25 protein-coding genes are annotated in these 22,855 nt (G+C 51.8%); 16 read left to right on the top strand and 9 right to left on the bottom strand.

Annotated elements, in window-relative coordinates; translation table 11 throughout:
• Positions 1 to 50: 50 nt before the first annotated feature.
• Complete coding sequence (locus FAZ14_RS11025) at positions 51 to 941, bottom strand: GNAT family protein (RefSeq protein ID WP_016943455.1); 891 nt, start codon at positions 939 to 941, stop codon at positions 51 to 53.
• A 490-nt stretch (positions 942 to 1,431) separates the two neighbouring features.
• Between FAZ14_RS11025 and FAZ14_RS11020 the strand changes: the two genes are divergently transcribed.
• Complete coding sequence (locus tag FAZ14_RS11020) at positions 1,432 to 2,283, top strand: glycosyltransferase family A protein (protein WP_016943456.1); 852 nt, start codon at positions 1,432 to 1,434, stop codon at positions 2,281 to 2,283.
• Between the two features lie 71 nt (positions 2,284 to 2,354).
• Here FAZ14_RS11020 and FAZ14_RS11015 read toward each other — a convergent pair whose 3' ends face one another.
• Together FAZ14_RS11015 and FAZ14_RS11010 are read right to left on the bottom strand one after the other, a co-directional pair.
• Complete coding sequence (locus tag FAZ14_RS11015; RefSeq protein ID WP_016943457.1) at positions 2,355 to 3,488, bottom strand: glycosyltransferase family 9 protein; 1,134 nt, start codon at positions 3,486 to 3,488, stop codon at positions 2,355 to 2,357.
• Positions 3,485 to 4,450 (bottom strand): polysaccharide deacetylase family protein, encoded by a 966-nt coding sequence (locus FAZ14_RS11010; RefSeq protein ID WP_016943458.1) that lies wholly within the window; start codon positions 4,448 to 4,450, stop codon positions 3,485 to 3,487. Before FAZ14_RS11010 ends, FAZ14_RS11015 begins: the two co-directional genes overlap by 4 nt.
• A gap of 195 nt (positions 4,451 to 4,645) precedes the next feature.
• Here FAZ14_RS11010 and rfaQ point away from each other — a divergent pair, with 195 nt between their 5' ends.
• The 6 genes from rfaQ to coaD all read left to right on the top strand — a co-directional run bounded on the left by rfaQ (position 4,646) and on the right by coaD (position 10,644).
• On the top strand, positions 4,646 to 5,770 hold the full coding sequence (gene rfaQ / locus FAZ14_RS11005) for a putative lipopolysaccharide heptosyltransferase III (protein WP_038925090.1): 1,125 nt from the start codon (positions 4,646 to 4,648) through the stop codon (positions 5,768 to 5,770).
• Positions 5,767 to 6,894, top strand: coding sequence for a glycosyltransferase family 4 protein (locus tag FAZ14_RS11000; protein WP_016943460.1), 1,128 nt, complete (start codon positions 5,767 to 5,769; stop codon positions 6,892 to 6,894). Before rfaQ ends, FAZ14_RS11000 begins: the two co-directional genes overlap by 4 nt.
• 3 nt (positions 6,895 to 6,897) lie before the next feature.
• Positions 6,898 to 7,998 (top strand): glycosyltransferase, encoded by a 1,101-nt coding sequence (locus tag FAZ14_RS10995; protein ID WP_153508526.1) that lies wholly within the window; start codon positions 6,898 to 6,900, stop codon positions 7,996 to 7,998.
• A 108-nt stretch (positions 7,999 to 8,106) separates the two neighbouring features.
• Positions 8,107 to 9,384: a lipid IV(A) 3-deoxy-D-manno-octulosonic acid transferase gene (gene waaA, locus FAZ14_RS10990; protein ID WP_153508538.1), complete on the top strand. Its 1,278-nt coding sequence runs from the start codon at positions 8,107 to 8,109 to the stop codon at positions 9,382 to 9,384.
• Positions 9,384 to 10,175 (top strand): glycosyltransferase family 2 protein, encoded by a 792-nt coding sequence (locus FAZ14_RS10985; protein ID WP_038925091.1) that lies wholly within the window; start codon positions 9,384 to 9,386, stop codon positions 10,173 to 10,175. The genes waaA and FAZ14_RS10985 overlap by 1 nt, the downstream gene beginning before the upstream one ends.
• The gene (gene coaD / locus FAZ14_RS10980; RefSeq protein WP_016943464.1) at positions 10,165 to 10,644 is read left to right on the top strand and encodes a pantetheine-phosphate adenylyltransferase; all 480 of its coding nucleotides are present in this window, start codon (positions 10,165 to 10,167) and stop codon (positions 10,642 to 10,644) included. The genes FAZ14_RS10985 and coaD overlap by 11 nt, the downstream gene beginning before the upstream one ends.
• Positions 10,645 to 10,709: 65 nt before the next feature.
• Here the strand turns inward: coaD and mutM are convergent, their stop codons facing one another.
• The 4 genes from mutM to radC form a co-directional block, all read right to left on the bottom strand.
• Positions 10,710 to 11,519, bottom strand: a complete 810-nt coding sequence (gene mutM / locus FAZ14_RS10975) for a bifunctional DNA-formamidopyrimidine glycosylase/DNA-(apurinic or apyrimidinic site) lyase (protein ID WP_038925092.1) — start codon at positions 11,517 to 11,519, stop codon at positions 10,710 to 10,712.
• A gap of 139 nt (positions 11,520 to 11,658) precedes the next feature.
• Entirely contained in the window at positions 11,659 to 11,826 is a 168-nt protein-coding gene (rpmG, locus tag FAZ14_RS10970; protein ID WP_026738454.1) for a 50S ribosomal protein L33, read from the bottom strand.
• An 11-nt stretch (positions 11,827 to 11,837) separates the two neighbouring features.
• Positions 11,838 to 12,074, bottom strand: coding sequence for a 50S ribosomal protein L28 (rpmB, locus tag FAZ14_RS10965; RefSeq protein ID WP_012763801.1), 237 nt, complete (start codon positions 12,072 to 12,074; stop codon positions 11,838 to 11,840).
• A gap of 238 nt (positions 12,075 to 12,312) precedes the next feature.
• Positions 12,313 to 12,978 (bottom strand): RadC family protein, encoded by a 666-nt coding sequence (gene radC, locus FAZ14_RS10960; RefSeq protein ID WP_029456592.1) that lies wholly within the window; start codon positions 12,976 to 12,978, stop codon positions 12,313 to 12,315.
• 210 nt (positions 12,979 to 13,188) lie between these two features.
• Between radC and FAZ14_RS10955 the strand changes: the two genes are divergently transcribed.
• From FAZ14_RS10955 to slmA, 4 genes are all read left to right on the top strand, one after another.
• A complete protein-coding gene (locus FAZ14_RS10955; protein ID WP_016943467.1) occupies positions 13,189 to 13,674 on the top strand; it encodes a ferritin-like domain-containing protein in 486 nt (161 codons plus the stop codon).
• Between the two features lie 152 nt (positions 13,675 to 13,826).
• Entirely contained in the window at positions 13,827 to 15,083 is a 1,257-nt protein-coding gene (gene coaBC, locus FAZ14_RS10950; protein ID WP_016943468.1) for a bifunctional phosphopantothenoylcysteine decarboxylase/phosphopantothenate--cysteine ligase CoaBC, read from the top strand.
• Positions 15,052 to 15,510, top strand: a complete 459-nt coding sequence (gene dut / locus FAZ14_RS10945; RefSeq protein WP_153508525.1) for a dUTP diphosphatase — start codon at positions 15,052 to 15,054, stop codon at positions 15,508 to 15,510. The genes coaBC and dut overlap by 32 nt, the downstream gene beginning before the upstream one ends.
• A 108-nt stretch (positions 15,511 to 15,618) precedes the next feature.
• Positions 15,619 to 16,215: a nucleoid occlusion factor SlmA gene (gene slmA, locus FAZ14_RS10940; protein WP_012882897.1), complete on the top strand. Its 597-nt coding sequence runs from the start codon at positions 15,619 to 15,621 to the stop codon at positions 16,213 to 16,215.
• A 48-nt stretch (positions 16,216 to 16,263) separates the two neighbouring features.
• Here slmA and pyrE read toward each other — a convergent pair whose 3' ends face one another.
• Both pyrE and rph read right to left on the bottom strand, forming a co-directional pair.
• Complete coding sequence (gene pyrE, locus FAZ14_RS10935) at positions 16,264 to 16,905, bottom strand: orotate phosphoribosyltransferase (RefSeq protein ID WP_016943470.1); 642 nt, start codon at positions 16,903 to 16,905, stop codon at positions 16,264 to 16,266.
• A 102-nt stretch (positions 16,906 to 17,007) separates the two neighbouring features.
• Complete coding sequence (rph, locus tag FAZ14_RS10930; RefSeq protein ID WP_016943471.1) at positions 17,008 to 17,724, bottom strand: ribonuclease PH; 717 nt, start codon at positions 17,722 to 17,724, stop codon at positions 17,008 to 17,010.
• A 178-nt stretch (positions 17,725 to 17,902) separates the two neighbouring features.
• Between rph and FAZ14_RS10925 the strand changes: the two genes are divergently transcribed.
• The 5 genes from FAZ14_RS10925 to FAZ14_RS10905 all read left to right on the top strand — a co-directional run bounded on the left by FAZ14_RS10925 (position 17,903) and on the right by FAZ14_RS10905 (position 22,784).
• Positions 17,903 to 18,304 (top strand): YidH family protein, encoded by a 402-nt coding sequence (locus FAZ14_RS10925; RefSeq protein ID WP_016943472.1) that lies wholly within the window; start codon positions 17,903 to 17,905, stop codon positions 18,302 to 18,304.
• 5 nt (positions 18,305 to 18,309) lie between these two features.
• Positions 18,310 to 18,642 carry a DUF202 domain-containing protein gene (locus FAZ14_RS10920; RefSeq protein ID WP_016943473.1) on the top strand — a complete coding sequence of 111 codons (333 nt, stop codon included), beginning with the start codon at positions 18,310 to 18,312 and terminating at the stop codon, positions 18,640 to 18,642.
• Between the two features lie 251 nt (positions 18,643 to 18,893).
• On the top strand, positions 18,894 to 19,901 hold the full coding sequence (dgcN, locus tag FAZ14_RS10915) for an N-acetyltransferase DgcN (protein ID WP_016943474.1): 1,008 nt from the start codon (positions 18,894 to 18,896) through the stop codon (positions 19,899 to 19,901).
• Positions 19,902 to 19,905: 4 nt separating this feature from the next.
• On the top strand, positions 19,906 to 20,871 hold the full coding sequence (gene dgcA / locus FAZ14_RS10910; protein ID WP_016943475.1) for an N-acetyl-D-Glu racemase DgcA: 966 nt from the start codon (positions 19,906 to 19,908) through the stop codon (positions 20,869 to 20,871).
• Between the two features lie 20 nt (positions 20,872 to 20,891).
• On the top strand, positions 20,892 to 22,784 hold the full coding sequence (locus tag FAZ14_RS10905; RefSeq protein ID WP_153508524.1) for an ABC transporter ATP-binding protein: 1,893 nt from the start codon (positions 20,892 to 20,894) through the stop codon (positions 22,782 to 22,784).
• Positions 22,785 to 22,855: the final 71 nt, after the last annotated feature.

Genomic DNA, 22,855 nt, shown 5'->3' with positions numbered 1-22,855 from the left:
TTAGCAAACATACATTCAATATAATAGAGTACAACACATATCATGGATGTTTATATAGTTATTATTTTTCCTACACGTCTGGCGTTGCACCACCTCTTTTTATACTCTCCAGACATCATCCCATATGAGTAGGTTAGAGCAATATCGCACTTCGAATACATAGATTCGATCAACTGCAGATTCCGCCACATCATAATCGTACCTAAAGAGTGATATTTTATCGACATATCATAGCCGATATTGATGAAGTCTATAAATAAGCCATACTTAGATAACGAAGACAAATTTAACTGAAATGCCACCGGTTCATTATTAATGAGTGCTACATCACCGACAAAATCCTTTTTGAACGACCGAAAAAACTCCCCGCCTATCTGTGAACAAGCTAGTTTCCCAGGTCTTCTTTTGGCATACAAATCACAATAAATAGAATACAACTCATCAGAACTGAATTCAGATAAGTTCACGAAAGAGCCACCACCTTCTAAAAATTTTTTAATTTCTCTATTTCGTGTTGATATGGTCTTCTTTGAAAACTCAGATATTGGTTTAGATATAGCGATATCTCTCTTAGAGAAAAAATTAAAGGATGAATTAAAAACAGTAACATTACCTGAAGCGAGATGTTTAGATTTGAAAGGTATTACACAACTAACCTCATTAAGGAAAGGTAATCTAATGGAATAACTGGGTATAGGAATTTCTGATGTTTGACTTTTGGGATTTTTTGAGTCATTACATATCCATCCATTGTCTACACAACAAGCACCAGCAATCACCCCTTCTTTTTTAAAGAGGAAAAAATCCAATTCCGCGCCATGTCTTATGGCAAACTCCAAAAAATACGGTGACGTTTCAGAGTTGAAACCATATTTCAGCGCAACTGCCTTATAGGCCTGGAAAGAGCATTGCTCCCACCCTAAATATTTAATAAATATCATACTTATGTCTACGGTTAATTTTTACAGAATTTACCATTATGACTCTATGTTACAAATATCAATATTTAAAACTAACATGCATACATGATGCATTAGAGAAAGTGGATAAATCATAACCCATGGTACGAAAAATATCAAAGTATCATCTTCAAATTATCTATGTATAGATGATTTCTGGAACCTAATTATGGATAAATCTTTATCAGTTATGGGGATAAAATATTCGGTTTTTTCCATGAGTAGCATTATTGCAGAGCCAACCTGTTGCTATCCACCCCCATCAAGGATGGAGATAATGTTCAGGTACATATAAAAAACAACATCTTTTTCTGACCTTCCATGCTTCGTCAGACTTATTTATTGATATTAATAATTTATTTTATTGAGTAATCAATGAAATTACTCATATCATTTCAAGATACAATCTTATTGCATTAAAACCTATTAACAAATATAATACCCAAAATTTAAATTAAAACTAAGATGAGCCATGAAAAATACTGACAATATCTGCAAGGTAGATAAATCTCATATTAAACTAAGTTATATTACGCACTTCTATTGCAATCAAAATAATATAGACTCAGTCACATCTCTATTACGTGAATACGAAAAATATGAACCAGATCTTTTAGATTCCATTCAGTTTATAATTGTTGATGATGGTTCACCAGTCAGTTATGATATTCCTGATACTAACCTCAATATTACATGGTTAAAGATAAATGAAGATATAAAATGGAATCAGGCTGGTGCAAGAAATCTCGGTGTGCTCTATGCTAAATCAGATAAATTTGTGATTACAGATCTTGATCATATCATCCACGAAAATACCTTACGATACATGGTAAATAGAAGAAATCCAGGTCGCTCCTTTTTCAAAATTTATCGCAATTCGCCGGAAAATCCGACAAAAATTTATAAAGGTCACTCTAATCTTTTTTTCATGTCACGCGCAAGATTCATGAGATTCTTTGGTTATGATGAAGAGTTTTCCGGTAATTATGGTGCAGAAGACTACCGATTCGTCAAATATCAGAAATACCAAGGTTCTATTCAACGTTATTTACCTAAAAAATATCTCTGCTCAGAACGAAATCTTGATCGCAATAAATCATATCATACATTGTCGCGTGACCTTTCTGCTAATACACCTATCGATGCCAGAAAGAAATATGAAATCGAAACCTATGGTAATGAATATGGTCATAGTCGTATGTTCTTGAATTTCACCTGGAGCATTATAAAATACAACCACCGGGAGGCACCTACACCACCGAAAAATAAGTGGTGGAAGCCACTATGGTGGTTTAGATGTGCCTTCGCTTTCCTTGCTCGCTAAAAAAACATCTCTCGAAGAGATACTGAGAGATGACTGATAATAATCAATAATAAATTGCAGATTCATTTTTATTATGCATCTGCAATTTCTTTTTCCGCAGAATACGCAACAACATCTATCTTTTTTATACGCTCAAGAATCTTATCTTCGACTTCCTGCAACGAAATAATTTTCATGAGATTATCTATCTGTATATTAATATTATTCTGTATACCATAAATAACATCATGTAATTCAGCATCTTGATAAGGTCCGGTCAACGCCGGGGTTGCGGTAACAAATAAGCTCACTGTAGGCACCCTTAATGCAACAGCAAGATGTAGAGGCCCAGTATCTCCCGTCAATAACATATCCATCCCTTGGATAGTGGCAACCAGCTCTTTAAGATTCGTCGCACCAATCTTGTTAATAATTCGAGAACGATACTGGTTATCCAATGTATTAAAAAACTCTTTCCCTTGTGCGATCTCTCTATCGCCACCACCGATAAGCACAATGTCGATACGTTTATCTAAAACGCATAAACGTTCTGCCAGACGAGCAAAATACTCAATAGGCCAACAGCGTTCAGGGGTTGATGCTCCCATCTGGAACCCCAATATAATCTTGTTATCCTGTTTAACCACAGGAGCAAGAACAAACGGGATACGCATGGAAATGTCACGAATATCAGCACCCAATATAGCAACCAACTCCAGACGACGCTGAATAAGATGTCCATGAAAGCCGATAATATACCCAGACAGCCATCGATTCATTGCTTCAATTCCATCCTGATGGTTGTCACGTAAAACATAACGCGCACCAGACAACACTGCACTCAAATAGTCATATGGGTCGTGGGAATGCAAGATAATCGCTAAATCCGGCTCAGCAATACTCCGAATATCCCTTACCAATTTGGGTACAGTATTGACTTTGCTATTCCAGCAAAGGACATGCTGCCAGTCAGAACCATTAACCACTAGCTCATACAGTTTCTGATGTACAACCACTGTAATTGTAGCGTTCGGAAAGCGTTGGCGTACTGCGTGTATTGACGGCGTATTAAACATAAAGTCGCCCAATGCCGTCGTGGAGTAAATTACAATATGAGAAAAATCAGTTTCGGCCATTAACCTCTCAGGTGGCTGCAACCGCGTTTTTTTGGAAGCGATAAGCCGTAAATATAGATCAACCGCCTTGAATTTCCAGCCTTTCTTCATGCTTTAGCAACCTTGATGCTCTGATAATATTCATAAAGCGTTTTGCCTTCGGTACGTTCTGATAACCAGGCAAATAATTGCGCCAGATCATCATACAATGCTTCTATTTGTACCTCATTGGTGAACGTGGGACTACCACCCGGCATAAATTCAGAAGAGTGCAGCATAAACTCAACATAATCACTCCCTCCAGCCAGGGTCTGTTCTACCACTTTTTTCATCTGCTGCAGATTGTTCCTTTTTGGCCTCAGCCAGTTAACTGAAGGACTACGCTTTTTACCCCTTAGTCCATCAAAAATCCGCTTACATCCATTAATAGCCGCATTATGCTTATATTGGATAGTCATTGGGACTTCAAGCAATGCAGACTCACCCGGCCTGTCAATCTGATTAATATCCATGAAATAAGCCTGGTGTGGGAAACCACTATAATCGGTTCCACCTTGTCCTTGTGGCGCACCAAGAGCCGTTTGCCAGTTGACACGAGGTGTGACTGAGCAATCGACCAGGTAACCGAATTCAACCAGCAGCCTGGCGTAATGAGTATTCATGGCCCAACGACCAGCCCGGTGACTCCGCATAGGCACCTGAAACGTATTTTCCAGTAGTGACGTCATATAGGCAATTTTCTGACGCATCACCTCTTCAGGATACTCAATAAGATAGGGTTTATGGTGCCAGTCGTTGCCAGTTAGAGCATATTCAGGAGGGCTGTTCCAGGCGTGCAAATGCATCCCTACTTCCCCTTGATTCCTTGCAATGACATCACTCGCAAACTCAACATAAGCAGGATCGCTTGCCATCTCATAGTTGGTGAGCCAGGTAGGTTTGAAGCCATATTGTTCGCATAACGCCTGAAAGCGCGGCAGATAACGGGTATTCTCTGTCAAAATGCGCTCGTCGTTTTGCCAAAGGTTGTCACCTTCAGTATCAATCGTAATGATAAACGCGGGTTTACTCATGGGGATAATCACCTGATAGCCTGGGAACCTTATGTTACGCAAGCCACGTTCACTACGTAAACTGTAAATGGTGATTCGGTAGCAATCTGTTTAATGATTGGAGGTAGTCTAAAGACCCCGCACGACGAACAACAGTAGCCACCCATAGCGATGTCATTTAAAATCACGGCTTGCTTGTAATGAGAACTGCCGTAGATGAATCATAACGTCGCAGCCAATACGTTCCAGCGTATTTTACTGATCAAATTACGCCATCATGGTGACATGCTGCTGATTACTCCCGTTATCAATACGCTGAGCGAATGCTATCCAAAAGCCCAGATAGATGTTCTGATGTATCTGGAAACACAGGATATGCTGGTAGCTAATCCGCGTATTCACCGCCTGATAACTATTGATCGACAATGGAAGAAGCAAGGCATCACCGCACAATTATGCCATGAGTACCGCCTGCTTAAAGACATAAAAGCACAGGGCTACGATTTAGTGATCAATCTCGCCGATCAGTGGCGTAGCGCCTTGATTACAGCCCTGAGCCAGGCTCCGGTAAGATTGGGCTTTGATCTACCCAAACGCCAGCATTTTTTCTGGCGTTACTGTCATACCCATCTGGTCGATACAACTCGCCATGCCACACAACATACCGTAGAACAGAACCTGTCTATTCTGGATGCGCTGCAGCTTCCCACAGTAAGCACCAAGGTTTCGATGTGTTATACCCCATCTGATTGGGAGCACTGCCAGGTAGAGCTAAGCAAGCGAAATATTGGTAAACACTATATTGTCATTCAGCCTACATCGCGCTGGTTCTTCAAATGTTGGAGCGAAGTAAAGTGGGCAGAAGTCATCACTGCCCTGCATCAGGATGGTTATAAGCTGGTCCTTACTTCAGGACCTGACGCATCAGAACAAAAAATGGTCGCCGACATACTGGCTCACGCTCCCACAGATGGCGTCATATCATTGTCGGGCCAATTAACACTTCGCCAACTGGCTTCTTTGATAGACCATGCTGTGCTGTTTCTGGGGGTAGACTCCGTCCCCATGCACATGGCGGCGGCAATGCAAACCCCGTGCATTGCGCTATTTGGTCCCTCCAAACTAACATTCTGGTGCCCATGGCAAGCAAGTGGAGACATTATCTGGGCGGGACATTATGGCAAGTTACCTGACCCCGATGATATTGATACTCAGACCAATCAACGCTATCTGGATCTGATCCCTGCAAGCGATGTGATTGCCAAAGCCCGACAACAATTATCTCGTGAAGTAACATGTGAAAGTACATGCGAAACAGCAATAGCGAGGCAACTATTGTGACGCCATTACGTATCGCGATAGTAAGACAAAAATATCGTCCTGACGGTGGGGCAGAACGTTTTATCGGACGGGCCTTAGAGGCTCTGGCTACAGATAATCTGGAGCTCAACGTCATTACCCGCGAATGGCAGGGTGATAGAAAAGCCAACTGGCAATTACACTTATGTAATCCGCGTTACTTGGGACGAGTCAACCGTGAGCGTAGTTTTGCCAGAGCAGCACGGTCACTATGGCATCAGCAGCATTTCGATCTGGTTCAAAGTCATGAGCGCATTGCAGGCTGTGACATTTATCGTGCCGGTGATGGTGTTCATCGCCGCTGGCTACAACAACGCGCACGATTACTACCGACGTGGCGCAGCAATCTTCTGTTCACCAATCGTTTTCATCGCTATGTCATGCAAGCGGAAGCGGATATGTACCGCGATCCGCAGCTCAAGGCCGTCATTTGCAATGCTGAAATGATCAAGCAGGAAATCGTCGACGAATTTAACCTGCCCGCCAACAAAATCCATGTCATTTACAATGCTATTGACAGTAACGTATTTCAGCCAGCCAGCCCAGAGCAGAGACAATCCATTAGGGCCTCACTGTCTTTACCAGAGGAGGGGAGTGTACTGGTATTCGTCGGTTCAGGTTTTGAGCGCAAGGGGTTAGAAGCGGCGATTCGAGCTATCGCCGTGACAGATCGCCATCTGATCGTCGTTGGACAGGATAAAGCTGAAAGAAAGTATCGCTCTCTCGCTACATCGCTAGGTTGCTTATCTCGCATACGTTTTGTGGGGATGCAAAAGGATCCCAAACCCTATTACCATGCCGCAGATGGGTTGCTCTTACCTACGCTGTACGATCCATTTCCGAATGTCATTCTGGAAGCAATGGCATGTGGATTACCCGTAATCACCTCTACTTCCTGTGGTGGTGCGGAATTTATTCTGTCAGGGCATAACGGATATATCTGTGATGCCCTGGATACCGCTGCGCTCGCTGATGCCATTATGGCACTACCTTCATCGGTTCCCGGTAGCGCCATGGCACATGCCGCACGTACTCGCATCCTTGAAGCATCACCACAAAAACTTTCGCGGCAGCTCATCTCGCTCTACCAAAACATATTGGAGTAATACATGAGGATCCTGATACTTATCGATGGCCTGCCTGGTGGTGGAGCGGAAAAAGTCGTACTCACGCTCGCCGAAGGATTTATTGCCGCTCAACATCAGGTTTCGCTGTTCTCTTTGCGGGATGTGCGGGCATATTCACTTCCGTCAGGGCTAAGATATCAAACCATCATCGATACCTGTCGGGCACCCTGGCGTAAATTACGTGAGCTATCACGTCGCGCGGCTGCGCTGGATATTGCGATCCGTAAAGCTGAAGCACAGTATGGACGTTTTGATTTAGTACTATCAAATCTGCACAAAACGGACCGTATCGTGGCTCACTGTGCTACCTTAAATCGAAGTAACCTCTGGTTCTGCCTACATGGAATGTTTTCCTCCTCCTATCTCGGGCATCGGCGTGGTTTTTCACTCTGGCTGAAGCGTAAGAAAATTCGAAATATTTACCAACAGCGCAATCTGATCGGCGTATCTCAGGCGGTACTGGACGACATGATCCAGTCTTTCCAGGTCACACCTAATCGGGCGGAAGTTATCAATAACCCCTTTGATTTCGACCACATTGCCGAACTGGCAGCACAGCCTTGCGAAATGGCCGGCCAGGAATACCTCATTCACGTCGGGCGCTTGCACCCACATAAACGCCACGATCGTTTGCTTCGTGCCTATGCGCTAAGTGGCATCACTCTGCCGTTATTGTTGTTGGGCAAAGGGCCTGACGAATATACTCGACAGCTACAGCAGCTTGCCGAAGAGCTAAACATTACCAACCGTGTCATTTTTCACGGTTTTTGTGAAAATCCCTACCCATACATTCGCCATGCACGCCTACTAGTACTCAGCTCAGACAGTGAAGGATTTGGTAATGTGCTGATAGAAAGTCTGTTCTGTGGAACACCCGTTGTCAGCACACGCTGTCCCGGTGGGCCGAAAGAAATACTGATCGGCGACCTGATGCGTTGCCTGTCCGATCTGAATGAACGCTCATTGGCCGAAACCATGATATCAGTGCTGCAATCACCACCATTAATTGAGCCTGAACAGCTTGCTCGTTACCGGCGTGAAGCAATTTGTGAGCGTTATCTGACGCTGGCAAAGCCATATTAATCCAGAACGAGAGCCAGAAAATCATATGATATATCAGGCCACTCCGTATCCCGGTTACGATAAGAAAGCAATGCATCATTATCTATTACGAATACAATACCGATGAATATGTTACAAACGCTGTACACCTTTTTGTTTTACATGATCCAGCCGCTTATCTGGCTGCGTCTATGGCTCCGGGGTCGCAAAATCCCCGCTTACCGCAAACGCTGGGGGGAACGCTACGGCTTCTACCAGAGCCAGGTAAAACCCGAAGGCATACTGTTGCACTCCGTTTCTGTCGGAGAAACGTTAGCAGCAGTACCGTTGGTCCGCGCCTTACGCCATCGCTACCCGTCATTACCGATTACCGTCACCACCATGACGCCGACAGGTTCCGAGCGTGCGTTATCCGCATTCGGCAAAGATGTTTACCACGTTTACCTGCCTTACGACCTGCCGGGTGCGATGTCGCGTTTTCTTGATCATGTCAAACCGAGTCTGGTCATCATCATGGAAACCGAGCTGTGGCCGAACCTGATAACGGCGCTGCACCAGCGCGAAATCCCGCTTATCATCGCCAATGCCCGCCTGTCCGAGCGCTCCGCCAACGGTTATCGCAAACTCGGCCGCTTTATGCGCACTCTACTGCGCCGTATTACCCTCATCGCGGTGCAAAATGAGGAAGATGGTGAGCGCTTTATCAATCTGGGACTGAAACGCTCGCAGCTCAATGTGACCGGCAGCCTGAAATTCGATATTTCTGTTACGCCGGAACTGGCCGCCCGCGCCGTCACGTTGCGTCGTCAATGGGCACCCCAGCGCCCGGTGTGGATTGCCGCCAGTACTCACGAAGGCGAAGAAAAGATTATCGTCGATGCCCACACCGAATTGCTGAAAGCGTTTCCCTCGCTATTGCTGATCCTGGTGCCGCGCCATCCTGATCGCTTTGACGATGCCAAAACCATCGTCCGTAAGGCCGGACTGGAATATACCCTGCGTAGCGCCGGTACGGTTCCCCCTGCCTCATCACATGTGGTGATTGGCGATACCATGGGCGAATTGATGCTGCTGTACGGCATCGCTGATCTGGCGTTTGTCGGTGGCAGCCTGATTGAACGGGGCGGACATAACCCGCTGGAACCTGCCGCACACGCCATACCGGTGTTGATGGGGCCGCACACGTTCAACTTCAAGGATATCTGCGCCCGCTTACAGCAATCCGATGGGTTGATCACCGTGCAGGATACCGCTTCACTGGTGGAACAGGTCACCACGTTGCTGTCGGATGACGACTATCGCCGTTACCACGGTCACCACGCGGTGGATGTACTGCATAAAAATCAGGGCGCACTGCAAAGCCTGTTGACCCTGCTGGAGCCCTATCTGCCGCCACGGAGCCAGTAATGAGCCGAAAACGTCTTTCCGTCGTTCTTATCAGCCATAACGCAGCGGAATTGCTGCCTGACTGTCTGGCGTCGGTGGCCTGGGCTGATGAAATTATTGTGCTGGACTCCGGCAGCAGTGACGACACGCTGGATATCGCCCGTCGCCATGGCGCGCAGGTCTATCAGAACACCGACTGGCCTGGCTTTGGCAAGCAGCGCCAGCTGGCGCAGCAGTATGCCAGCGGCGATTATATCTTCATGATTGATACCGACGAGCGGGTCACACCCGCGCTACGGCACGCCATCGACGCGGTACTCGAATCCCCAGAGAGCGATGTCGTCTACCGTTGTGCCCGTCGAAACCTGTTTCTGGGGCGTTTCATGCGTCACAGCGGCTGGTATCCCGATGAGGTCATTCGTCTCTACCCCAAGCGTTACCACTACAACAATAATGCCGTGCATGAATCCCTTGATCATGGCACAGCACGGGTGGTTTCTCTGGACGGGGATCTGAAACACCTTACCTGCCGCGACTTGTTCAGCTTTCAGAAAAAACAGCTCGCTTATGCAGAAAGCTGGGCCAACGAGCGTTTCCTGCAGGGCAAGCGCTGCGGCTTCGCCGCGATCGTATTGCACACCCTTGGCGCTTTCATCAAAACCTGGCTATTGCGCGCCGGTTTCCTCGACGGAAAACAAGGGTGGCTACTGGCTATCGTGAATGCGCAGTACACGTTTAACAAATATACTGGACTATGGGCTTTAAATAACCGGCGGGAGACTCGCCAGGAGCACCTGCACCATGAAGACTAGAGCTATCTACCCCGGTACATTTGACCCGATGACCAACGGCCATCTGGATCTGCTGACGCGTGCGACCAGCATGTTTGATCACCTGATTCTGGCGATTGCCGCCAGTCCCAGCAAAAACACGCTGTTTACACTGGAAGAACGCGTCGCGCTGGCGAAAGAAGCCACGCAACATCTGCCGAATGTGGAAGTCGAGGGGTTTACCGACCTGATGGCCACATTCGCCCGGCAGCGGAAAGCGACCATTCTGGTGAGGGGGCTGCGCGCCGTTTCTGATTTTGAATACGAGCTGCAATTAGCCAAAATGAACCACCACCTGATGCCGACCCTGGAAAGCGTATTCCTGATGCCATCAGAGCAGTGGTCTTTCATTTCATCATCACTGGTGAAAGAAGTCGCGCGTCACGGCGGCGATGTATCACACTTTTTACCGCCTCCTATCGCTGCCGCTCTACAGGAAAAATTAGCCTAAAGGGATAATACATCCCGGCTGCAGAAAGCCGCCGACATCAACTGTTAGATGTTAGAAGTCGGCTCCTAACGCTGGCACCGCTTGCAAAAAAAGGTGCTACGCTGTCCCTGCTTAATGCTGTCGATCAATGTGCCGCAGTGATGGCAAGGCTTGCCATGGCGGCCATAAACCTGTAACTCCTGCGCGAAGTAACCCGGTTTCCCATCAGACTGCAAGAAATCACGCAGCGTGGTCCCGCCCTGTTCAATGGAGCGCTGCAATACCTGCTTGATGGACTGCACCAACTGATGCGCTTCTTGCTGCGACAGGGAACCGGCAGGCCGCTCCGGCAGAATACCGGCATTAAACAGCGACTCACTGGCATAGATGTTGCCAACCCCCACCACCAGTTTGTTATCCATAATCCACAGCTTGATTGGCGTTTTACGGCCATGGCTGCGGCTAAACAGATAGTCACCTGAAAAGTCATCGCTCAATGGTTCCGGCCCCAAATGCGCCAACACAGAACTGTTTGCCAGATCGTCACACCATAACCAGGCACCGAAACGGCGTGGATCGGTATAACGCAGCACTTTGCCGCTATCCATCACCAAATCGACATGGTCATGCTTATCCGGTTCACTGTATTCGGGCAGCACCCGTAGACTACCGGACATCCCCAAATGGATGATGATCCACCCCGTCGGTAACTCAAGCAGCAGATATTTGGCGCGGCGCTGCACACTCAACACCGGCGTATCGCTCAGCGACAGAATTTCAGGAGAGACCGGCCAGCGCAGACGTGCGTTGCGCACCTCAGCATACAAAATGGTACGGCCGACCAGCCAGGGCGAAATGCCCCGACGACTGGTTTCCACCTCGGGTAATTCAGGCATGCGTCCTCCTGCGAAATGACTGACGGGAAATGGTGTAAACGATAAGAAATGACAGAGGGAACTAAGATGCTACTCCAGCCCTGCTTTGCTCAAGCGAAAAAAAACCCGGCCAAAGCCGGGTTTTTCAGATCCACTAAAATTACTTGATTTTAGCTTCTTTGTAGATAACGTGCTGACGGACAACTGGATCGAACTTTTTCAGTTCCAGTTTTTCCGGCTTAGTACGTTTGTTCTTCGTAGTGGTATAGTAGTGACCAGTACCAGCAGAAGAAACCAGCTTGATCTTCTCGCGAACACCTTTAGCCATGATTCAGTTCCTTAATACTTTTCACCACGGGCACGCAGATCGGCCAGAACCGCTTCGATACCCTTTTTGTCGATAACACGCATACCTTTAGCAGATACGCGCAGCGTTACAAAACGCTTCTCACCTTCAACCCAAAAACGATGGGAATGCAGGTTTGGCAGAAAACGGCGTTTAGTCGCATTCATTGCGTGGGAACGGTTATTACCGGTCACCGGACGCTTGCCAGTAACTTGGCAGACTCGGGACATGTCTATTCTCCAAAAATCAAATCAGCTCGAGCTTCGTAGAGGGTGTTGGCCGCCTCGTCAGGCTCTAGAGCCCATCTCAGCAACTTCACTGAAAAGACTCTGTCATCAGGGTAAACCTGCTGAGATAGGCTCTTAACGCCACACCCAAGATTCTCAAAGGTGGCGTAGTATACGCTCTGAAGCGTATGCGCTCAAGTCCCGAACAACTAAAGATCCCCCAGGATCGCGGAAATATCTCTTAAAGCCACCCACGCTCGGCAAAAGAAACGTACTCGCCACGCCCGATTACCAGGTGATCAAGCACCCGAATCTCCAGTAACTGGCAGGCTTGTACGATTTTTTCGGTAATGGAACGATCGGCCTGACTGGGCTCCGCCTGCCCAGAGGGATGATTGTGCGCCAGAATCAGCGCGGCAGCATTGACTTTGAGCGCTTCGCGCACGATTTCACGCGGATGCACTTCCACACGGCTTATCGTGCCCGCGAACATCTCCTGGTGACAAATCACCCGATGCTGATTATCCAGAAACATGACCAAAAAAACTTCCCGCTCCTGATGAGCCAGCAGCAATTGCAGATATTGCTGCGTGACATCAGGATTCAGCATGGCATCCTCCCGCGCCAGATGCGAAGAAAACAACCGACGAGCCAGTTCCGCCACCGCCTGCAATTGGGCATATTTGGAAATGCCGACCCCTCGCACCGCATTAAACGCGGCCCAATCAGCCGTCATCAACCGATACAACGAACCAAACTGCGCTAACAGATTCTGCGCCAGTTCCATCACGTGTATCCCTTCTACGCCCGTGCGCAAAAAAATCGCCAGTAATTCAGCATCACTGAGCGCCTCTACGCCAAGGGACATCAATTTCTCACGTGGTGCGCCGCCGTCATTCCATGTCATAGCCACTCCTTTTCAGAATGGCCCCATCATCCCACGCGGGAAATCGGCGCTCGATAACTGTATTGCGCCAGTGCGGTAACGCTCGCAATGATTTCTGCAAGCAGAAGAAAACCTCATAAACCAGATACCGCTCACGCTATTGCGTCACACGGCAGTGATAAAAGTGACTGACGCATCATCGTGACACCTCACACAGGAGTATCTTTTTTGATGAAGAGCCAATTGCTTAGCAAAGCCTGTCTATTACTCGTCACCTTATCCATCACCCCACTTTATGCACAGCAGCCGTTGGATAACGCGGCTAAAAACGCACTTCAGACGGCGCTTTACCATGAATATCACACCGAAGCGCTCTATGCCGCGGCCATCGAGAAGTTTGGTCAGGTGGCCCCTTTTAATAACATCATGCGGGCTGAGCAGAATCACGCCCATGCGTTAGCACAGTTGCTGCAAAATCATGGTATTTCCGTGCCGCCCAACACATTATCCGGCAGTACAGAAATGAAGAACACGCTACCAGCGACGTTGAAGGAAGCCTGCAAAATGGGGGTTGATGCAGAAATCGCTAATCAGGCGTTATATGACAAAACACTACTGCCTGCCGTCAGCTCTCATCAGGACATCACGTTAGTTTTCCAGCGGCTGCGCGACGCTTCCCAACAGAATCACCTGCCCGCGTTTAAACAGTGCCAATAATGCCTGTTCGTCTGTGCCACGCCCTCTTTGTGAGCGTGGCGGTAACATCGCATCACGAAAACCGTGCCGCCGGGCATACCATCATCACCACGATGGATTGCCAACACTATGATAAAATGCTGGCTCTTTTGGGCTGAAAAACGGATATAACGATGACAGATTCTTCCAGTCTGCACGGGCTTTCCGGCGCATCGCTTGCGGGAAAACATATCGTACTGGGCATCAGCGGCGGTATCGCTGCCTACAAAGGCCCGGAACTGGTGCGGCGTCTGCGCGAGAGGGGCGCTGAGGTGCGAGTGGTGATGACACCCGCCGCTGGCGCGTTTATCACGCCACTGACGCTGCAGGCGGTCTCCGGCCACCCGGTGGCGGACGATCTGCTGGATCCCGCTGCCGAGGCGGCGATGGGCCACATTGAGCTGGGGAAATGGGCAGACCTGGTGATTCTGGCACCGGCATCGGCGGATTTGATCGCCCGGCTGGCGGCGGGTATGGCGAATGATCTGCTCAGCACCGTCTGTCTGGCGACCGCCGCGCCCATCGCCATTGCGCCCGCCATGAATCAGCAGATGTTCCGCGCTGCGGCCACACAGCACAATCTGGGCGTGCTGGCAGCGCGTGGCATGCTGATCTGGGGTCCGGATAGCGGCAGCCAGGCGTGCGGTGATGTCGGCCCAGGCCGCATGATTGACCCACTAACCATTGTGGCATACGCCGACGCACACTTTTCCCGTGTCAATGATCTGCAACACCTGAATGTTATGGTCACGGCAGGGCCGACGCGCGAAGCACTGGACCCGGTACGGTTCATCAGCAATCACAGCTCAGGGAAGATGGGTTTTGCCATCGCCGCCGCTGCCGCCGCGCGCGGGGCGCAGGTCACGCTGATAGCTGGCCCGGTCAATTTACCGACACCAGACCATGTCACCCGTGTCGATGTTGTCAGTGCTCAGGATATGCATCAGGCAGTGATGTCACGCGCTGCTCAGCAGCATATCGTTATCGGGTGCGCCGCCGTGGCGGATTACCGGGCACACACCGTCGCTGACGAAAAGATCAAAAAGCAGGGTGATGAAATCCATGTCACTCTGGTCAAAAATCCAGATATTATCGCGGATGTGGCGGCAATGAGCGAAAACAGGCCTTACGTCATCGGGTTTGCTGCCGAAACCAGTAATGTGGAAGAATACGCACGCCAGAAGCTGGCCCGCAAACAGCTGGATCTGATTTGCGCGAATGATGTATCCCTTTCCGATCAAGGGTTTAACTCGGAAAATAATGCATTACACCTTTTCTGGCCGGGCGGGGACAAACGCCTGCCGCACAGCAGCAAACACCTGTTGGGCCAACAGTTAATTGACGAGATTGTCAGCCGTTATGATGAAAAAAATCGACGTAAAAATTCTTGATACGCGTATCGGGCAACAGTTCCCGCTGCCAACCTATGCGACCCCAGGCTCTGCCGGGCTGGATTTACGCGCCTGTCTGGACAGCGCTATCGTGCTGGCCGCTGGCGAAACCACACTGGTACCGACCGGTTTGGCTATCCATATCGCCGACCCGTCATTGGCGGCGGTGATCCTGCCTCGCTCCGGCCTCGGTCACAAACACGGTGTGGTGCTGGGTAATCTGGTGGGGCTTATCGATTCCGACTATCAGGGGCAGTTGATGGTGTCGGTATGGAACCGTGGCAGTCAGTCTTTCACCATTGAACCCGGCGAGCGCATCGCCCAGATGGTGTTCGTACCGGTAGTACAGGCCGAATTCAATCTGGTTAACGATTTCGTCGACAGCGAGCGGGGAGAAGGTGGTTTCGGCCATTCCGGTCGCCACTGATACGCGTTATCCCTGCCTCCCAGGAAAATTATAAAGCCACAGCGTTGATGCGACTGTGGCGCTATCTGGTGTTTGTCCGTCACATTTTTATCAAGGGTCTTTTCTGACATGGCAGAGAAAGAAAATACGAAAAGGAACCGTCGCGAGGAAATTCTGCAGGCACTGGCGCAGATGCTGGAATCCAGCGATGGCAGTCAACGCATCACTACCGCTAAGCTGGCCGCCACCGTTGGCGTTTCAGAAGCCGCTCTTTATCGGCACTTTCCCAGCAAAACACGCATGTTTGACAGCCTGATCGAATTTATTGAAGACAGCCTGACCACCCGTATTAACCTGATCCTGCAGGATGAAAAAGACACCTTTAATCGGCTACGGCTCATTTTGTTGCTGATCCTCGGCTTTGCCGAGAAAAACCCCGGTCTGACGCGCATTCTCACCGGTCATGCGCTGATGTTCGAACAGGACCGGTTGCAGGGCCGCATCAACCAACTGTTTGACCGCATTGAATCGCAATTGCGTCAGGTACTGCGCGAACACAAACTACGCGGCGGTGAAGCGTTTCGCCATGACGAAACGTTGCTGGCAAGCCAGTTACTGGCGTTCTGCGAAGGGATGCTTTCCCGCTTTACCCGCTCCGAGTTCCGTACCCTGCCCACGCAGGATTTCGAAACCCGCTGGCCCTTGCTGGCCGCCCAGCTTCAGTAAACGCACCGCGTGGCGCATCGCCACGCCGCTTATTTCATTTCCGCCCGGTTATACGCCAAATTGCGCACGGTAAGCGTTCACCGCGTCCAGATGCGCAGCCATTTCCGGTTTTTCCGCCAGCCAGCTAATCAGGTCGCCCAGCGTGATGATGGACGTCACATTGCACTGATAGTCGCGCTCCACTTCCTGAATCGCGGACAGGTCGCCACGACCACGCTCCTGCCGGTCGAGCGCAATCAGCACCCCTGCCAGCGTTGCCCCTTGGGCGGCGATGATATCCATCGATTCGCGGATAGCCGTACCAGCGGTAATCACATCGTCCACCAGCATGATGCGGCCTTTCAGCGGGCTACCGACCAGATTGCCGCCTTCGCCATGATCCTTGGCTTCTTTACGGTTAAAGCAGTAGGGCACATCACGGTCATGGTGTTCCGCCAGCGCCACCGCCGTCGTGGTAGCAATCGGAATCCCCTTGTAAGCCGGGCCAAACAGCACGTCAAACTCCACATTGGCATCCACCAGCGCTTCAGCGTAAAAGCGCCCCAGCAACGCCAGGTCACGCCCGGTATTAAATAACCCGGCATTAAAGAAATAAGGGCTGATGCGCCCGGATTTCAGGGTAAATTCGCCGAACTTCAGAACCTGCTTGCTCAGTGCGAATTCGATAAACTGACGCTGATAGGCTTTCATGACTCCCTCTCCTGTAACGACGGTGGGGCTCCCACCGTCCACTGCATAGCATAAAAATGGATGGCATAAAAAAGCGACCACCTGGGTCGCTTTAACAATCAATCAATCGGCCAGGGCGGCCTTCTGCGCTCTGACAATATCTTCGATGCCCTGACGCGCCAGCGCCAGTAACGACAACAATTCGTCGTGGCTGAACGGCTCACCTTCCGCGGTGCCCTGCACCTCTATCATGCGGCCATCTTCGGTCATCACGACGTTCATATCGGTTTCTGCGGCGGAATCTTCCACGTATTCCAGGTCACACACCGCTTCACCATTAACAATCCCGACCGAGACCGCCGCCACCATGCCTTTCAACGGACTGGCTTTCAGCTTACCGCTGGCCACCATACCGTTTAGCGCATCCGCCAGCGCCACGCAGGCACCGGTGATGGAGGCCGTACGGGTGCCGCCATCAGCCTGCAACACGTCGCAGTCCAGCGTAATGGTGAATTCACCCAATTTGTTCAGGTCTACGGCAGCACGTAGCGAGCGGGCGATCAGACGCTGAATTTCCAGCGTGCGGCCACCTTGTTTACCTTTTGCCGCTTCACGAGCGTTACGGCTATGGGTAGCTCGCGGCAGCATACCGTATTCAGCGGTAATCCAGCCTTGTCCCTGACCTTTCAGGAAACGCGGAACCCCTTCTTCTACCGTGGCATTGCACAGCACTTTGGTATCGCCAAACTCCACCAATACCGATCCTTCAGCATGTTTGGTGTAATGACGGGTTAATGTGAGAGGGCGAATTTGCTGGGCACTTCGGCCTGTTGGGCGCATGGCTCGTCTCCGGGCAGGTTCATTAAACTGGCGCGCATTATACGGTCTTCCCCCTGCCCTGCCTACCGCCAGTCACGATTAAAATTTCATCAACTTTTCCGGTGCCATCCGTACCATCGTCTGGAGAGCCATCAGTCAGCCATGTAGAATACCGGCATTATTTATCCGCAGGCTGCTGATGTTCATGAGTGATTCCGTCTCTTCACCACCTTCACCCACGCCGTCAGGTAAGAAAATTCCCTGGCAGCAACAGGGAACAACGCCGGATTATCGCTTTTCGCTGGCTAACGAGCGCACCTTTCTGGCCTGGATTCGTACCGCGCTGGCGTTTCTGGCCGGTGCCATCGCCATTGACCAGTTTGCCCCCACGCTGGGGTCACCCACCATCCGGGCCGGTATTTCAGCCTTTCTGGCGCTGGCAGCGGCGCTGCTGGCGTGGATGGCTTACCAACGCTGGGCCGATAACGAGCGGGCGATGCGTACCGGGCAGGCGCTGCCGTATACCCGTCTGCTCGTCGCCGTCGCCAGCGTCGTGAGCCTGACGTCAGTGGCACTGGCGCTGATTATCCTGCTGATGTAACCGCCATGACCGCACCTGCCGATACCCCGTCGCGTGATCCTGGCCTGCAACCGGAGCGCACGCGGCTTGCCTGGTCGCGTACCGCCTTTGTACTGCTGATCAACAGCCTTTTACTGCTCAAAGCCGGTTCGATCACGACAGAGCCGCTGATGCTGGCCACCGGGTTGTTCCTGCTGGTGATGGCGCTGGTCACGTATATCTGGTCGCGTCTGCGATTGCGCGCTCTGCAGCGCCATGGTCACCCTTGTACCCGGCAATCCATACGGATGATGCAATCGCTGATGCTGATGGTGGTAGTCACGGCATTGAGCCTGTTGGTGGGGTTTATGATCGGCTAGACACGATCCCTCAACGGGTTTTCCGTCAATACAAAAGATTTTGATCTGCCTGTATTGGCATAACCCGCCGGTATACCTTGCGGGTATTTGAAAGAAAAAATCATTAAATAACAAATAACTAATTAAAAACAACCCCATAACATCAGGTTATACCCTACCCATAAACAAGCATTCGTCAGAAAAAAAGCATCGTGGAATAGTCATAGACATCTTCTCTCATGTCATCACTATGCAACCACGGATAAGACATCATGCTGATTCCACAACCTTACCTGCTTTTTCTTGGCGATGTGACCGACCCGCTGGCGGTGAAAACGGCACGCGGTATTCACACCTGGCGCCCCGAACAGTGTGTAGGCCAGTTACGCCTGCCGGGCAGCACGGTGTCTCTGGGGCTCGATGATCTGGATATCCCCACCGCGGTGGCACGTGGCGCTAAAACGCTGGTACTGGGTACCGCCAACGCCGGTGGCTTTCTGCCACCACACTGGCTGGACACCGTGCGTGCCGCCATCGAAGCCGGTATGAACATTGCCAATGGCCTGCACCAGCGGCTGATTGATGTCCCCGGTTTACAGGCGCTGGCAGAGCAGCATCAGGTAGCGCTGTTCGATATTCGCCACATGCGCCCGGAATTAACCGTCGGCAGTGGTAAGAAACGCAGCGGTAAACGCGTACTGACCGTCGGTACCGACTGCTCGGTTGGCAAAATGTATACCTCGCTGGCGCTGGAAGCCGCCATGCGTGCACAGGGAATGAAGGCGGATTTCCGTGCCACCGGTCAAACCGGGGTGCTGGTAGCGGGCGACGGCATCGCCATTGACGCCGTGATCGCCGATTTTATCGCTGGTGCGGCAGAAGCGTTGTCTCCTGCCAATGACGATGACCACTGGGACATCGTTGAAGGTCAGGGGTCGTTGTTTCATCCGTCCTACGCTGGGGTTACCACCGGTCTTATCCACGGTGCTCAGCCACACTGGCTGGTGATGTGCCATGAAATGGGTCGCCCGCACATGCGCCATCTGCCGCATCAACCGATGGTGGAACTGGATGAGTGTGTGGATGCCTGCCTGCGCGCCGCCCGTGTAACCAACCCGGATGTGCAACTGGCGGGCTTCGCCATCAACACCTCCAACTATGGCGAACAGGAAGCGCATGAGTACTGCCGTGGCCTGAGCGAACGCTTCGGTGTTCCTGCCACCGACCCGATCCGCTTCGGTATTGATGACATTGCGACGCTGCTGAAAACTCAGGGATAACCCGATGCGACAGATGCAAATTGAAACCGTAGAGCTGCCGCTGGCCCGTCCGTTCGCCATCTCCCGCGGCACCCGTACCGCCGTCACCGTGGTGCGGGTCACACTGGAAGAGCGTGGCTTTATTGGCCGTGGGGAATGCACGCCCACCGCGCACTATCAGGAAACGGCCGACAGCGTCACCCGCCAGTTGGAAACCGTGCGTCAGGCAGTGGAAAACGGTATCAGTCTGGAAGCACTGCAACAGTCATTGCCGCCGGGATCGGCCCGCAACGCCCTGGACTGCGCCCTGTGGCGACTGAATGCCGCGCTTGCCCGGCAAACGCTGTGGCAGCACCTCGCCATCGCACCACCGCAGTCGATCATTACCGCCGAGACCCTGAGCCTAGACACACTGGAAAATATGGCGAATGCCGCCAAAGACGCGGTATCGCGCGGCGCGTTGTTATTGAAGATCAAGCTCGACCGGGATCAGATTCTGGAAAAAGTGGCGGCAATCCGTCAGGCGGCACCCAATGTCACGTTGATTGTCGATGCCAATGAAGCCTGGAGCGGGTTGGATCTGGAATCGTTGCTGCGCCAGTTAGCCGCTCATCGCATCGCGATGGTCGAGCAGCCGTTACCTGCCGGACAGGACAGCGCGCTGGCGACGTTTGAACACGCGATCGCGGTATGCGCCGATGAAAGCTGCCACCACCGGGGTGACATCGCCGCGCTGTGCGACCGCTACGAGATGATCAACATCAAGCTGGACAAATGCGGCGGGCTGACCGAAGCACTGTCGATGGTGGCGCAGGCACGTCAGCACGACCTGCGCATCATGGTTGGCTGCATGCTCGGCTCCTCGCTGGCGATGGAAGCCGCTCTGCCGGTGGCGCTGGCGGCCGAACACGTTGATCTGGATGGCCCGATTTGGCTGGCCGCCGACAGCTCGCCTTACCTGACGTATAACCTTGGCCGCATCTGGCTGTGACAGAACCTACCGGAGTGACGATGACGGATACCACCCTAACCGCAATCCCTGCTGCGACGGCCTCTGCCCCGACACCGCAGCCGGTGCTGGAGATAGACGACCTGAGCGTTAGCTTCAGCGGTCGCTCTGGCACCCATCTGGCGCTCAAGGGCGTATCCTTCAGCCTCAACAAAGGGGAAGTGGTCGCCGTGGTCGGCGAGAGCGGCTCCGGCAAATCCGTCACGTCGCTGACGGTCATGGGGCTGCTGGCCTCATCCGCCCGAATTGAACGTGGCGGCATTCGCTTTACCGATAGCACCGGTCGCCGCCATGACCTGCTGAGCCTGAAAGACGATGCCCGTCGCCGCCTGCGCGGTCGCGATATGGCGATGATCTTTCAGGAGCCGATGACCTCCCTCAACCCGGTGCTGAAAGTGGGTGATCAACTCACCGAGGCCTTGCTCGACCACCACATGTGCGACACGGCCAGCGCCGATAGCAAAGCACGCGAACTGTTGCGCAAAGTGCGGATCGCGGATATCGACCGGGTGATGAACAGCTATCCGCATTCGCTGTCCGGCGGGATGCGCCAGCGGGTGATGATAGCCCAGGCGCTGGTCTGCGACCCACAGTTACTGATCGCCGACGAACCCACCACCGCGCTGGACGTGACGGTACAGGCACGCATCCTGCAAATCCTGCGCAACCTGCAACGCCAGAGCAATATGTCAGTGTTGTTCATTACCCACGACATGGGCGTGGTGGCGGAAATCGCGGACCGCGTGGTGGTGATGTATCGCGGTGAGGTGGTGGAACAAGGCCGGGTCGAGGATATCTTCAATCGTCCGCAGCACGACTACACCAAGGCACTGCTGGCGGCAGTACCGCGACTGGGCGATATGCGCGACAGCGCCTGGCCCAGGCGCTTCCCATTGCTGGGGCAGCAAAACGCGACGGCGGAACCGGATCACATGACCGCGCGTTATGACGCTCCGCCGTTGCTCGATATTCGTGGCCTGAAAGTGTACTACCCCATCCGCAGCGGCATTTTCTCTTCCGTCACCCACCGGGTACATGCGGTAGAGCAAATTGATTTCGCCGTCTGGCCGGGGGAAACGCTGGCGATCGTCGGCGAGTCCGGCTGTGGTAAATCCACCACCGGGCGGGCGCTGCTGCGTCTGGTGGAAAGCCAGACGGATAGCCTGTTGTTCGACGGTCAGGAGATTGCCGGTTTACATGACCGCGACTTCCAGCCGTTGCGCCGCAAAATGCAGATGGTGTTTCAGGACCCTTACGCCTCGCTCAACCCCCGTCTGACGGTAGGTTTCACCATTGCCGAGCCGCTGCTGCTGCACGGGCTGGTGAAGTCGCTGGAAGACGCCACCCCGCAGGTGCAGGCGCTACTGAAAAGCGTCGGCCTGCAACCGGAACACGCACAGCGCTATCCGCACGAATTTTCCGGCGGCCAGCGTCAACGTATCGCCATTGCCCGTGCGATGGCGCTGCACCCTCAGGTGATCATTGCTGACGAGGCTGTGTCGGCGCTCGATGTGTCGATTCAGGCACAGGTGGTCAACCTGATGATGGACTTACAACAGAAGACCGGCGTGTCATGGATTTTCATCTCCCATGACATGGCGGTGGTGGAACGCATCGCCAACCGCGTGGCCGTGATGTACCTCGGTCAAATAGTGGAAATCGGCCCGCGTCAGTCGGTGTTCAACAACCCGCAGCATCCGTACACCCGGCGTCTGCTGGCCTCGGTACCGATCGCCGACCCTGACCGTCGCTATACCCGTGAACTGGACGACAGCGAAATTCCCTCACCGTTGCGTAAAGCGAACGAGGTGGTGGAAAAAGCCCGCTACCGCGAAGTCGCCCCGCACCATTGGGTCAGCGAAGCCGGGTTCGGGTCGCCATCAACAGGGGCCTGACGTTATTGACCGTAAGACGTTATTGACCGTAAGACATTATTGCTCGTCAGTCGTAAACCGTAGCACCGTCC

This window comes from Dickeya oryzae, assembly GCF_009372235.1.
Classification (GTDB): domain Bacteria; phylum Pseudomonadota; class Gammaproteobacteria; order Enterobacterales; family Enterobacteriaceae; genus Dickeya; species Dickeya oryzae.
Note: the sequence above shows the minus strand (reverse complement) of the source record. Positions and strands in the feature narration are given on the sequence as shown.

What these genes read in the sequence shown, in the direction of transcription:
- FAZ14_RS10985 (WP_038925091.1), top strand. Translation starts at nt 9,384, where the DNA reads ATGAGCCGAAAACGTCTTTCCGTCGTTCTTATCAGCCATAACGCAGCG.
- rph (WP_016943471.1), bottom strand. Translation starts at nt 17,724, where the DNA reads ATGCGCCCAACAGGCCGAAGTGCCCAGCAAATTCGCCCTCTCACATTA.
- FAZ14_RS10905 (WP_153508524.1), top strand. Translation starts at nt 20,892, where the DNA reads ATGACGGATACCACCCTAACCGCAATCCCTGCTGCGACGGCCTCTGCC.
- coaD (WP_016943464.1), top strand. Translation starts at nt 10,165, where the DNA reads ATGAAGACTAGAGCTATCTACCCCGGTACATTTGACCCGATGACCAAC.
- FAZ14_RS11015 (WP_016943457.1), bottom strand. Translation starts at nt 3,488, where the DNA reads ATGAAGAAAGGCTGGAAATTCAAGGCGGTTGATCTATATTTACGGCTT.
- FAZ14_RS10995 (WP_153508526.1), top strand. Translation starts at nt 6,898, where the DNA reads ATGAGGATCCTGATACTTATCGATGGCCTGCCTGGTGGTGGAGCGGAA.
- rfaQ (WP_038925090.1), top strand. Translation starts at nt 4,646, where the DNA reads ATGAATCATAACGTCGCAGCCAATACGTTCCAGCGTATTTTACTGATC.
- slmA (WP_012882897.1), top strand. Translation starts at nt 15,619, where the DNA reads ATGGCAGAGAAAGAAAATACGAAAAGGAACCGTCGCGAGGAAATTCTG.
- dut (WP_153508525.1), top strand. Translation starts at nt 15,052, where the DNA reads ATGATGAAAAAAATCGACGTAAAAATTCTTGATACGCGTATCGGGCAA.
- FAZ14_RS10920 (WP_016943473.1), top strand. Translation starts at nt 18,310, where the DNA reads ATGACCGCACCTGCCGATACCCCGTCGCGTGATCCTGGCCTGCAACCG.
- pyrE (WP_016943470.1), bottom strand. Translation starts at nt 16,905, where the DNA reads ATGAAAGCCTATCAGCGTCAGTTTATCGAATTCGCACTGAGCAAGCAG.
- rpmG (WP_026738454.1), bottom strand. Translation starts at nt 11,826, where the DNA reads ATGGCTAAAGGTGTTCGCGAGAAGATCAAGCTGGTTTCTTCTGCTGGT.
- FAZ14_RS10955 (WP_016943467.1), top strand. Translation starts at nt 13,189, where the DNA reads ATGAAGAGCCAATTGCTTAGCAAAGCCTGTCTATTACTCGTCACCTTA.
- FAZ14_RS10925 (WP_016943472.1), top strand. Translation starts at nt 17,903, where the DNA reads ATGTTCATGAGTGATTCCGTCTCTTCACCACCTTCACCCACGCCGTCA.
- dgcA (WP_016943475.1), top strand. Translation starts at nt 19,906, where the DNA reads ATGCGACAGATGCAAATTGAAACCGTAGAGCTGCCGCTGGCCCGTCCG.
- dgcN (WP_016943474.1), top strand. Translation starts at nt 18,894, where the DNA reads ATGCTGATTCCACAACCTTACCTGCTTTTTCTTGGCGATGTGACCGAC.
- FAZ14_RS11010 (WP_016943458.1), bottom strand. Translation starts at nt 4,450, where the DNA reads ATGAGTAAACCCGCGTTTATCATTACGATTGATACTGAAGGTGACAAC.
- coaBC (WP_016943468.1), top strand. Translation starts at nt 13,827, where the DNA reads ATGACAGATTCTTCCAGTCTGCACGGGCTTTCCGGCGCATCGCTTGCG.
- waaA (WP_153508538.1), top strand. Translation starts at nt 8,107, where the DNA reads ATGTTACAAACGCTGTACACCTTTTTGTTTTACATGATCCAGCCGCTT.
- FAZ14_RS11025 (WP_016943455.1), bottom strand. Translation starts at nt 941, where the DNA reads ATGATATTTATTAAATATTTAGGGTGGGAGCAATGCTCTTTCCAGGCC.
- radC (WP_029456592.1), bottom strand. Translation starts at nt 12,978, where the DNA reads ATGACATGGAATGACGGCGGCGCACCACGTGAGAAATTGATGTCCCTT.
- rpmB (WP_012763801.1), bottom strand. Translation starts at nt 12,074, where the DNA reads ATGTCCCGAGTCTGCCAAGTTACTGGCAAGCGTCCGGTGACCGGTAAT.
- FAZ14_RS11020 (WP_016943456.1), top strand. Translation starts at nt 1,432, where the DNA reads ATGAAAAATACTGACAATATCTGCAAGGTAGATAAATCTCATATTAAA.
- mutM (WP_038925092.1), bottom strand. Translation starts at nt 11,519, where the DNA reads ATGCCTGAATTACCCGAGGTGGAAACCAGTCGTCGGGGCATTTCGCCC.